Consider the following 12,401-nt stretch of genomic DNA (forward strand, 5'->3'; position numbering starts at 1 on the left):
AGATGAGAAGTTCGCAAATGATACAAGGAATACAGAAAGGATACCAACTGTACGAGCCGATAAATCACCAGCTACTTTTCCAAGATCAAGCATCGCAACAAACTCGTTTGATACTAATTTTGTTGCCATAATTTGTCCCGCTGTTACCATCTCAGCTTGCGGGATACCCATTACGAATGCTAATGGTGAGAAAATATATCCTAAAATAGCTTGGAATGTAATACCGAACATTGAATCAAACAAGCTATTAATTGCTGTAATTAATGCTACGAAACCAAGTAACATAGCTGCTACTGTAATCGCAATCGTGAAACCAAGCATAATGTACTCGCTTAGCATTTCAAAGAATGATTGTTTTTTCTTATTTTCTAATTTCAGTGTATCTTCTTCTTCTGTAATATCGTACGGGTTAATAATATGAATGATAATGAAACCACTAAATAAATTTAATACAAGTGCTGTTACTACATATTTCGGTTCGATCATTTTCATATAAGAACCAACGATTGACATCGACACTGTCGACATAGAAGATGCACATAATGTATATAAACGATGTTTTGGGATTTTACTTAATTGATCTTTTACTGTAATAAATACTTCTGCTTGTCCAACAATGGCAGCTGCTACTGCATTATATGATTCTAGTTTTCCTAGACCATTTACTTTACTTAACAACGTACCAATAGCACGAATAAATATCGGTAAAATTTTAAAGTGTTGCAGAATTCCGATTAAAACCGCAAAGAATACGATTGGTAATAGCGCTGTTAAGAAGAATGAAACCTCTCCTTTATTAACAAGACCACCAAATACGAAAACGATTCCAGCTTCCGCATATCCAAGAAGTGCGCCAAATCCATCTGAAATTCCTTTTACTAAAATATAACCAACTTGCGTATTTAATAAGAAATAAGATAATGCTAGCTGAATAATAAGCATAATTGCGATTGGTTTATACTTAATCTTCTTTCGATCGGCACTTATAAGAAAACCGAGTACAAATACAACGAGTAATCCTACAAGGAACATAACAAACTTCATTAATAAAATCCTCCATTTAACTCTTCATTAACGTTGAACGTCTGACCATTCAAAACAAGAAATAATCCGAACTTTCCATTTCTCCTCCGTAACCTTCGATTGGATAGGAAATGTCATGAAAACTCTTGTTTCAAAGGCATTTTCCATTCTAACATAAATCACAACTCATATCCGCACTTTTCTTTAAAAAATTATATTTAATTATGAAATGCTCATAAATGTTCGTCTTTTACCATCTATAAACAACTGGATAAAACAAAAAATGAGCATCAAGTTTCACTTGATGCTCACCTCATTATACTGCTTTTTCTTTATCAGCTACTGCTGACTTATCCCAGCACTCTGTATTTTTCAAACCTGGAATAGAATCCGCATAGAATACCGGATCTTTCCCTTGTTTCTTTTGCTTTACGTAATCTGATAATGCCGCAAAAGCATACTTAGAGAGGAATACAATCGCCACTAAGTTAATAACAGCCATAATACCCATGAATAAATCTGCTACATCCCAAACGATTTGAATTGTCGCTACAGATCCTAACATAACCATACCAAGTACAGCAATGCGGTACGCTGTTAATAGCACTTTACTTCCATTTAAGAATTCAATATTTGTTTCACCATAGTAGTAGTTACCTACTAATGAACTAAATGCAAACAAGAAGATTGCAACTGCTACAAATATAGAAGCCCATGGACCGATATGTTGACTTAACGCCTGCTGCGTTAATTGAATTCCATTTAAATCAGCTGCATTATGCACATCTGATAAAAGAATAATAAATGCTGTACAACTACAAATTAATAATGTATCTGTAAATACCCCTAAAGTTTGAATGAAACCTTGTTTAACTGGGTGCGTTACGTTCGCAGTCGCTGCTGCGTTCGGCGCACTACCCATACCTGCTTCATTTGAGAATAATCCGCGTTTTACCCCTAGTAAAATCGCGGCTCCTAGTCCCCCACCTACTACTTCTTTAATTCCGAAAGCATGTAAGAAAATCTCTTTAAATACATACGGAATTGCCGTAATGTTTGTTACAACAACGAATAATGCCACTGCTACATAAATAATTGCCATTACTGGAACAATCATTTCAACCGCGCGAGCAATTCGTTTTACTCCGCCGAAAATAATAACTGCAAGTAAACCAGCCATAACAAGACCTACTAACCTACTATCTGTTTTGAATGCCCCATCAAAGGCAGCCGCTACAGTATTAGACTGTACAGCATTAAAAATTAATCCGAAACTTACTGTTATTAGAACAGAGAACACAACACCTAACCAGCGTTTCTTTAAACCCTTTTCCATATAATACGCTGGGCCCCCACGGAATGCATTCCCATCTTTCACTTTATAAATTTGCGCTAATGTGCTCTCTACAAATGCAGAAGCACCCCCAATTACCGCGATTAACCACATCCAAAATACTGCTCCTGGACCACCCGCTGAAATTGCGATAGCTACACCAGCTAAGTTACCAGTACCTACACGAGAAGCTGTACTCATACAAAATGCTTGGAATGATGATACGCCGCTCTTCTCTTTTTGTGCTTTCCTCGTTTTCGAGCTTGCTCCATCCCCAAGTAATCGAATCATTTCACCGAAGTAACGAACTTGGACAAATTTCACACGAAATGAAAAATAGAGCCCTAACCCAATTAACATCGCAATAATGACATATGACCAAAGGATATTATTTACATCCCCAATTACCCTAGCTAAAAAATCCATATTTGCATTGCCCCCTCTTCCTAACAATAAGAAAATTATATTCTAAAAACTTTTAGTAATCAAGAACTTTATGTTAGGTTTTATGACATGAATACGTTAACTATCTTAACATACGTGTTTTTTTTCATAAAAATATAGCTATTACATGCATTTATCCAATACTCAATCTCTTATCCTCTTCGACCAGCCATACTTTTAAAACAGTACGTTCCCCACAAATAACGAGAGGAACAAACAAAAAAGTTATATTAATAATTACCCCTCACCCTTTTCATCATTTACTACAACAAAAAAGGCGAGCATCAAATTTACCTCGATGCTCGCCTTTTCAATTACACTGCTTTTTCTTTATCTGTTACCACTGGCTTATCCCAGCACTCTGTATTCGTTAAACCAGGAATAGAATCTGCACTGAAGACTGGATCTTTCCCTTGTTTCTTTTGCCTTACATAGTCTGTTAATGCCGCGTACGCAAATCGGCCAAGAAGTGTAATCGCAATTAAGTTCGTTATTACCATTAGACCCATAAATAAGTCTGCCATATTCCATACAACTTGAAGCGTCGCAACAGAACCGAATAATACCATTCCAACTACCGCAACACGGTAAATTGTTAACCACGTTTTACTTTGCTTAATAAATTCAATATTTGTTTCACCATAGTAGTAGTTTCCTAGAAGTGAACTGAAAGCGAATAAGAAAATAATAATCGCTAAGAAACTGCTCGCCCATGGGCCAATTTGTGAGCTTAATGCATTTTGTGTTAATTCAATACCTTCTAAGTTCGTTGCTTTATATGCACCAGAACATAGTACGATAAATGCTGTTGATGTACATACTAAGAATGTATCTACTAAAACGCCGATTGTTTGAATAAAACCTTGTTTGGCTGGATGCGTTACATCAGCTGTTGCTGCCGCGTTCGGCGCACTACCCATACCTGCTTCGTTCGCAAATAACCCGCGCTGAATACCATATTTCATCGCAGCACCGATACCACCGCCTACAGCTGAATCTAAACCGAATGCACCTTTAAAGATTTCTGTAAACACATCTGGTAGTAAATAGAAGTTTTTAATAACAACGAAAATCGCTACTGCAATATAAAGAATTGCCATTGGCGGAACAATCATTTCCGACATACGCGCAATACTTTTTACACCACCAAAAATAATAACCGCAACTAATACTGCTAATACAATCCCAACAACGTAACGCTCAATACCAAATGCATTTTTAAACGCTAATGTAACTGTATTTGCTTGTACTGAGTTGAAAATTAAACCGTAACTAATTGTAATCAGAATAGAGAACCAAATCCCCATCCAACGTTTATTTAAACCTTTTTCCATATAATAAGCAGGACCACCACGGAATCCACTGCCATCTTTTATTTTATAAATTTGTGCAAGCGTACTTTCGACGAAACTTGAAGAAGCCCCGATAATCGCAATAACCCACATCCAAAATACTGCTCCAGGTCCTCCCATAGAAATAGCTAACGCTACACCAGCTAAGTTACCTATACCAATACGAGCTGCAGAACTCATACAAAATGCTTGGAAAGAAGATACACTGCCTTTTTTACGCGTCTTTCCAGTTAACCCATCACTCATTAAACGAATCATTTCCCCTAAATGAGTAATTTGTACGAATTTCAATTTAATAGAAAAATAAAGACCTAAACCAATTAACATTGCAATAAGAATATATGACCAAAGAATTGTATTCGTTGACGAAACGAATTGTTCCAAAATATTCATACAATTAACCCCTCCTTTTCTCCATAAAACGAATTATATTTAAAAAACATTCAAAAATCAACATTTTTCGACAATTTGCAATTTCCAAATATTAGCCAGGTTCACAGTAACAATATCTTTATGACTGACTACCCTCCCTCTAACTGTGCATACTAAAACAAAAAATAAATCTACAAACTACCCCATTGACAAAAGCGTCTACCTGTAACTATAATGATTACATCAGGTTGTAACAAACCTTATTACAACACATTCATTTACTTTCAGATATACACTTTAACAAAACACTTTGGAGGGATTTATTATGAAAATCGGAATCATCGGAGCAAATGGTAAAGCAGGAAGTCGTATTTTAAAAGAAGCATTAGATCGCGGACATGAAGTAACTGCAATCGTAAGAAACGCTGCAAAAATTAAGGAAGACAATGTAAAAGTTTTAGAGAAAGATGTATTCTCTCTTACATCTAACGACTTGCAAGCATTCGATGTAGTTGTAAATGCATTCGGTGCTCCAGCAGGACAAGAACACCTTCACGTAGATGCAGGAAACGTACTAATTGAAGCGATGAAAGGTGCACCTAACACAAAATTACTTGTAGTTGGTGGCGCTGGAAGCTTGTTTGTAGACGAAGAGAAAACAACACGTGTATTTGAGACACCAGGTTTCCCGAAAGAATATCTTGCAACAGCTCAAAACCAAGGTAAAAACTTAGAAATCTTACAACAAACAAATGACATCACTTGGACATTCATCAGCCCTTCTGCACTATTCGCATTAGGAAAACGTACTGGTTCTTATAAAGCTGGTAAAGACAACCTTCTTGTGAACGCAAAAGGTGATAGCTACGTAAGTTACGAAGACTTCGCAGTTGCAGCACTTGATGAAATTGAAAACCCAAAACATGTAAACGAACGCTTCACAGTAGTTTCTGAAGCTGAATAATAAAAAAATCTCGTAAAACATAATGTTTTACGAGATTTTTTTATTGTTACACTTGTTCTAAACCATTTGGAGTAACCTTAAAGGAAATTTCTTTAAACTTTTTCTTATCTCCTTTTCCAACGAACTCACTCTTTTTATACCAACTTAAACGATCTGACTCGGCATGATACACTTTCAATACGTCACCATACTCGAACGCCATACCATTTACTTGTTCTGCAAAATTCTGCGAAGTTTCTTGTCCTTCTGCGGTTACATGCTTTTTCTCATTTCCATTTTGATCATAAATCGTAAGGCCTATATACTGTTCATTTACAAAGCGATAATGAATCTCATCATTTGTAAATGTTGCATGTAATTTCTTTTCAGCGTGGTTTAACGTAATAATTGAACGTGTAACATCGGACACACCTTGATAGACTAGACTATCCCCATATGTCACTTCTACAGGAACTTCCGTCACTTTCTTATTTCCAAAACGATCTTTCGTTTCTACTTTCACTGTTTGCTGACCAATTTTTGTCATATCTATTTTCCCTACAAAACCTACTACTTCTCCACCCTGTACTTCAACAAAGTTCTTCACGTCTAGCGTTTCGCTATTTGTTCCGATTACTACTTGCTGCGGATTTGCTTTTACTGTTTGCTCACCGTCTAATCTTTCAAATCCATTTTCAGTTATTTTGAAGACTAATTCCTTTATCTCTTTACTTTTTCCTTCGCCCACATATACATCTTTTTGATACCAATGTAAACGAGAAGATTCCGCATGATATACTTTCACTACATCTCCATACTCAAATGCAATTCCATTTACTTCCTTAGCAAATTCTTGCGTATTCTCTAAACCTTTTACTGCTATATTTTTCTTCACTCTTCCTTCTTTATCGTACAATGTGAATTCAAAATACTTTTCATCTTTAAAGTAATCATGAATTAGGTTCTTTGTATCTGTCGCACTCAGTTTTTTCGTATCATGATGCAAAGTTACAATTGATTTTAAGTCACCATCTCTATAGCTTAGCCCATATACAAGTAGGCTATCTCCATATGTTACTGTTAGAGGAACTTCTGTCACTTTCTTATTTCCAAATCGATCTTTCGTTTCTACTTTTATTTTTTGTTCTCCGATTTTTGATGTATTTGGTTTTTCTGCAAAACCAACCACTTCTCCATCTTTTACTTGTACAAATTCTTTCGGATCTAGTTTGTCTACATCCATTCCGACTACTACTTTTTGCGGTTTCGCCGTCACTTCTTGTAAACTATCTTTTAATTCGAACCCTTGCTCAGTGATTTGGAATAATTTCTCTTTTTTATTTTTAGCCTTCCCTTGATCTACAAGTGTATTATTTTGGTACCACTTCAGACGATCCGGTTCTGCATGGAATACTTTTACTACATCACCATATTCAAAATCCAATTCATTTAGTTCCATCGCAAATCTTTTTCCCGTTTCTTGTCCTTCTGCAAATACACGTTTCTTTTCAATCCCATTTCGGTCATATAGCGTTAAGCCCATATATTCTTCTTTTTCAAAACGGTAATGTATTTCATTATTAGTAAAGTTTACATTTAATTTCTTCTTATTGTGGTGAAGTGTCACTGTCGACATTACATCATCTGAAAGTCCTTGAAAAACTATACTGTCATCATAAAATCCGTTAACTTGGACAGGAATTGAATTTTTATTTCCTTTCTCATCCCCAATTTCTACTAACACTTCCTGTTTACCATTCTCTAGTTTAGGCCATACAATCTTTCCTGTTACTTTTACATTCTCACCTAAATTTCGAACAAGTTTACTTGCTTCATTCTCGTCAGAATCTGTACCAACTAAAAGATTTTGTACTTCATTAGCAGGTTCACCATATGGAACCTTATACGGTTCAACTTGCTTCTCACGAATATCATTACTATCTGTAGCTTTCCAGATTTCCTTTTCTAATTTAGGTAACTTTGATTTTTCTATTTTCTCTCTAATATCATCATTTGGTGTTAATCCCCATTCCTCAAAGAAAGGAATTAAATTTTGCCCTGCCACTTGCGATGTCATATAAATAAATAGCTGCTTTTTCTCTTCATCAGAATGAGGCATTTCACTCTGAGGTAACAAACGATAAACTTGATGTAACCTAGGATAAAAATGTTCTCCATACACTACATTTAATTGCCAAAACATTGTAAGAGGATTAATGTCATCAATGAATCTTTCTGCTTTAGGCTTCTCTAAATACTCAAATGAGTTTTTATAGTGCTCATCCATTTCTAATTGATTCCCTAACGCCTTTTGAACAGCTAATGAGTAAATATTTACTGTTACTTCCCTTACTTTAGACCACTTCCACGGTTCTTGCTGATGTAAATGACCAACTTCATGCCACGGTCCCCATCCATCCTTCTCAAGTACCTCTATATCTAAAACTCTATTCATTGCAGTTGGAATATATCCTGTATGATAATGTTTTGCAAACATAAAGTCCCCTTTAGCAGGCTTCCGTTTTTCAACAAACTGAACATAATGAGTTGGAGATTTTGCAACCCCAACACTGTCCTCAGATAATCCTGCCACTGCGTTTTCTAAACGGATAATCTTATCATGCAATTTCATTAAATCTGTTGGATCCGTATTCTTCATATATTTCTGCACAGAATCGTAAGTAGTAGTAATTAAGCTTCTCTCACCTTTTAATTCAACTGCATAAGGATCCTTATATTTTTTTAACATTTCATCCCAATCTTTTTTTGTATGCTTACCTAAAATAAATAAAGGAAAGTGACTACCACCATTTGTAACGGAAGCTGTTACTTCTCCTTCGTTATTCATATTATAAAAATATAAAATACCGCCTCTTGAAGATGAAATAACATTTTTCCCTGGTTTTAAATCAAACTCCTCTGGGTCCTTTTCATCATAAGATCTCGTTCCAATAAAAGCTTGGATAGACTGCGTTCCTTTTATGTCAATTGTAATCTCTTCATTTGGCTCCGCATAAATTCCAGTCGGTTCATTAGCGGAAAGTTTCCAAGTAACTCTTAAACGATTATTTTCTTCTTCTACGCTACCTTTCCCCGGCAACTGAAATACTCTCTGCTCAAACTTATTCTCTTTTACCTCTTCTAATTTCCCACCTTTATTTTCTTCCAAAGGCGCCGCATACCCGTTCGATGCTTCGAAAGCTACTGGCGATAATAATGTAGATATACATATTCCAGCTACTAATACCCTACTCGTCTTTTTCTTCGACATAATCTGTGTCCCCTGTTCCTTTATTTAGATAAACTACCCTATATATTCATCTAATAAGTAATCCTATTATTTATATAAAAACATTTGATGAATGGACTAACACCTCGCGCACCTGTATATATTACTACCGCATTTCTCTCCATGCATTCGCTTTCTTACATTGTAAAATTTTTATGTAATATGCCCTCCTCACTTCTCTCTATTTGTGATGAGTTCTCTTGCTACATAAAAAAGAGAATAGTAAAAGATATTTTTCAGTATTGTCATCTATACATCTAAAAATAAAAATAGCAATAAAAACTTACATTTTCTTCATATATGACCATCTATAGGTAGTTTTTCCAAATGAATTTTACACGCTTTTACCTTCATTTAATAGCCTCCCTCCAAGAATAATATTACAATTTTGTGAATTTAATCTATTAATCGTAACGTCAGGATTTTATTATATTTATATTATTTTTAAATATAATTTAACCTTTAAAAACACTATTTCTATCCATTTTATTTTTTTCAATATAACTTTTATCCTCACATACAAAAAGCATTGGCATACGCCAATGCTTTTTTATTATCTTTTTTGATTCGGTTTATGCGGTTCATTTGGAGTATATGGCTTATTTGGTTTATTTGGAGCCTCAGCCTTTTTCCAACTTACCGCTAACTCTGGACTTGTTTTTTCTTCACTACGCTCAAGTAATACTACTGCATTTTGAATAGTCGGTGTACCTTTATGCGCAATCCCTTGTAATTTCGTTAAATTTCCTGATACTTTAAAGCTAAATCCACCAGCTGGTGTTTGTTTCGGAATTAAAATGCGGAACTTTTCTCCTACATTAAATTCTGTTTTTGTTTCGCCTTTTTCATTTGCAAATTTCACGCCCGCTGGTGCACCTGTTGCTTGCACTTTATACGTTCCGCTTTTTGCATTTGTTTCTACTGTATATAAACCTGTTTCAAAGAAATCATTTTTTAATACTGCTTCTTGTTCTTCTGTAGGAGTTACACTCATCGTAATTTCTTGTAACTCTTCACTAGCGCTTGCTTTTGCAACGATGTCTTTCGTTACTTTCTCTACATTTTTATTTCGGAAATCTAAATCATTAATATCGATTTGTTTTAACGCATTCCACACTGCAAGCTGCGTTGCGTAATGTGCTTCTCTCCAATCAGAAACACCTAATTCTTGTGGACTCTTTTGTGGATATCCATTCAATAGTACACGGTATACGTTAATATCCACTTTCCCCATTTCCGGTAAATCTTGACCGCTTGGAGATTTCAAATCTACATTTAAGCAAAAAGCAATTTTGCCATCTGCGGTTTTAATAAGCTCTGTTCGAATTGGTTTCTTCTTTGACTTACTATAACTCCAATTCATTTCATACTTTGTATGGTCCATAACTTCTGCAAATGCTTTTTGAAGCGGGAATAACACAAATAAAACACTTAAAAACATAGCTAAAATCTTGAACGATTGCTTTATATTCATGTTTACAGCCCCTTATCACAAACTTAATACTAAGTAGTATTTATTTAGAAACTATTTTTATGCACAAAAAAAGAGTGCTTTTACGCACTCTTCTTTCTTACTTTAATCTTAGAAATCGAAGTTATCAGGATCTGGACCAACGCGGTGATTTTGATTTAACGCATCTATTTTTTCCATATCTTCTTTCGTTAATTCGAAATTAAATATATCGGCATTTGCAATAATGCGGTGTTCTTTCGTTGATTTTGGAATAGTGATTACTCCATTTTGAAGATCCCAACGTAAAATAACTTGCGCTGTTGTTTTACCGTGTTTCTCAGCAATTTCTTGTAATGTTTCATTATCTAATAATTGACCTTGCATAAGTGGTGACCATGCTTCCATTTGAATACCTTGTTCTTTACAGAAAGCTTGTAATTCTTTTTGTGTTAAACGAGGGTGGTATTCTACTTGGTTAATCATTGGTTTAATTTCTGCATCTTTCATTACATCTTGTAAGTGATGAATTTGGAAATTACTTACCCCAATTGCACGTACGCGTTTTTCTTTATAAAGTGTTTCTAACGCTCTCCACGTATCTTTGTATTTCCCTTCTACAGGCCAATGAACAAGGTATAAATCTAAATAATCCAGCTCTAATTTTTTTAAGCTTTCTTCATATGCAGCAAGTGTCGTTTCATATCCTTGATCCGAATTCCACACTTTTGAAGTAATGAATAAATCTTCACGAGAAATGCCTGCTTCTTTTATACCTGCGCGAATTCCTTCACCTAAAGCTTTTTCATTTCCGTAAATTGCAGCTGTATCAATGCTGCGGTATCCTGCTTTAATTGCCGATTTCACTGCTTCTACAAGTTCTGGTCCATCCTCTACTTTAAATACACCTAAACCGAACCAAGGCATTTCTACACCATTATTTAATACTGTTTTACTTTGTAAGTTTTTCATTTTATTTTCTCTCCTTTTATTTTACTTGATCTCTTTTTTCTAATGTCATACTCCACGCAGTTAAAACAACAGCACCTACTACCATAATTCCACCTACCCAAGCCGTATGAATTAATCCTAACGAGTTCGTTACAATACCGCCCAAGTAAGCACCAAGAGCAATTCCTGCGTTAAATGCTGCAATGTTAATCGCCGATGCTACATCAACAGCGCTAGGTATAAACCTCTCAGCTAATATAACAACATACACTTGTAGCCCTGGAACATTCATAAATGCGAATAGTCCCATGAAAATAATTGTGATGAATCCAGCGACTTTAAATGGCGCTGTAAATGTTAAAACAAATAATACAATCGCTTGAATAAAGAACATGTAAAATAACGCTCGAATCGGATTATGATTTGATAATTTTCCCCCGACCATATTCCCAATCGCAATTGCAATTCCGTATACTAACAAAATAATTGTAACGGTACTTGCTTTAAATCCTGTTACTTCTTGTAATAACGGAGATAAATACGTAAATGTTACGAACGTTCCCCCGTATCCTAATGCAGTAATAATAAATACAAGTAACAGTCTTCCATTCGTAATCAGCTTAAATTGATCGCGAAATGATACAGACGTACCTTTTTTTAAATTAGAAGGAATTAGCATACTATTGGCGATTAAAGCAACGATTCCAATGGCCACAATAACAATAAACGAGGCCCTCCAGCCAAATTGTTGACCGATAAATGTTCCAATTGGTACACCTGTAATAGTCGCAACAGTTAAACCAGTAAACATAAATGCTATTGCACTTGCACGTTTATTCTCAGGTACAAGCGCAGCCGCAATTGTAGATCCAATTGACATAAAAACACCATGCGCAAATGCAGATACAACCCTCGCAATAAGTAACACAGTAAAACTTGTTGCTACCGCCGCAATTCCATTACCAATAATGAAAATAATCATAATCCACATTAATAACGTCTTTCGCGACATACTAGCTGTTAATGACGTTAATACTGGAGCACCAAACGCTACTCCTAATGCATATAAAGAAACAGTTAACCCCGCTGTTGTAACAGAAACATGTAAATCCTCTGAGATAGATGGTAATAAGCCGACACTAATAAATTCAGTTGTACCAATTCCAAACGCACTAATTGCTAGTGCTAATAAAGCAAACATACTTCTCCGATTCGTCTGCATAACCGAAGAAGATACTGTATAT

The 12,401-nt window shown here is 35.3% G+C and carries 8 protein-coding genes; 1 reads left to right on the forward strand and 7 read right to left on the reverse strand.

All coding sequences use genetic code 11. The features are described 5' to 3' along the window. The 3 genes from HMPREF2590_RS21940 to HMPREF2590_RS21950 all read right to left on the reverse strand — a co-directional run. On the reverse strand, positions 1-1,044 hold a 1,044-nt coding region (locus tag HMPREF2590_RS21940; RefSeq protein ID WP_070861528.1), incomplete at its 3' end, for a NupC/NupG family nucleoside CNT transporter. A gap of 295 nt (positions 1,045-1,339) precedes the next feature. Beyond that, positions 1,340-2,782 carry an alanine/glycine:cation symporter family protein gene (locus HMPREF2590_RS21945; protein ID WP_000346412.1) on the reverse strand — a complete coding sequence of 481 codons (1,443 nt, stop codon included), beginning with the start codon at positions 2,780-2,782 and terminating at the stop codon, positions 1,340-1,342. A 332-nt stretch (positions 2,783-3,114) separates the two neighbouring features. Beyond that, complete coding sequence (locus tag HMPREF2590_RS21950; RefSeq protein ID WP_001022940.1) at positions 3,115-4,545, reverse strand: alanine/glycine:cation symporter family protein; 1,431 nt, start codon at positions 4,543-4,545, stop codon at positions 3,115-3,117. 304 nt (positions 4,546-4,849) lie between these two features. Here HMPREF2590_RS21950 and HMPREF2590_RS21955 point away from each other — a divergent pair, with 304 nt between their 5' ends. Next, complete coding sequence (locus HMPREF2590_RS21955) at positions 4,850-5,488, forward strand: NAD(P)-dependent oxidoreductase (protein ID WP_000689874.1); 639 nt, start codon at positions 4,850-4,852, stop codon at positions 5,486-5,488. A 46-nt stretch (positions 5,489-5,534) separates the two neighbouring features. Here the strand turns inward: HMPREF2590_RS21955 and HMPREF2590_RS21960 are convergent, their stop codons facing one another. The 4 genes from HMPREF2590_RS21960 to HMPREF2590_RS21975 form a co-directional block, all read right to left on the reverse strand. Next, entirely contained in the window at positions 5,535-8,738 is a 3,204-nt protein-coding gene (locus tag HMPREF2590_RS21960; RefSeq protein WP_000038393.1) for a putative mucin/carbohydrate-binding domain-containing protein, read from the reverse strand. Between the two features lie 571 nt (positions 8,739-9,309). Beyond that, positions 9,310-10,230, reverse strand: coding sequence for a thioester domain-containing protein (locus tag HMPREF2590_RS21965; protein WP_001022514.1), 921 nt, complete (start codon positions 10,228-10,230; stop codon positions 9,310-9,312). A gap of 108 nt (positions 10,231-10,338) precedes the next feature. After that, complete coding sequence (locus tag HMPREF2590_RS21970) at positions 10,339-11,178, reverse strand: aldo/keto reductase (RefSeq protein ID WP_070861529.1); 840 nt, start codon at positions 11,176-11,178, stop codon at positions 10,339-10,341. Positions 11,179-11,194: 16 nt separating this feature from the next. Further along, the gene (locus HMPREF2590_RS21975) at positions 11,195-12,379 is read right to left on the reverse strand and encodes an MFS transporter (RefSeq protein ID WP_168409556.1); all 1,185 of its coding nucleotides are present in this window, start codon (positions 12,377-12,379) and stop codon (positions 11,195-11,197) included. Positions 12,380-12,401: the final 22 nt, after the last annotated feature.

It is taken from the genome of Bacillus sp. HMSC036E02 (genome assembly GCF_001836235.1).
Lineage (GTDB): Bacteria > Bacillota > Bacilli > Bacillales > Bacillaceae_G > Bacillus_A > Bacillus_A cereus.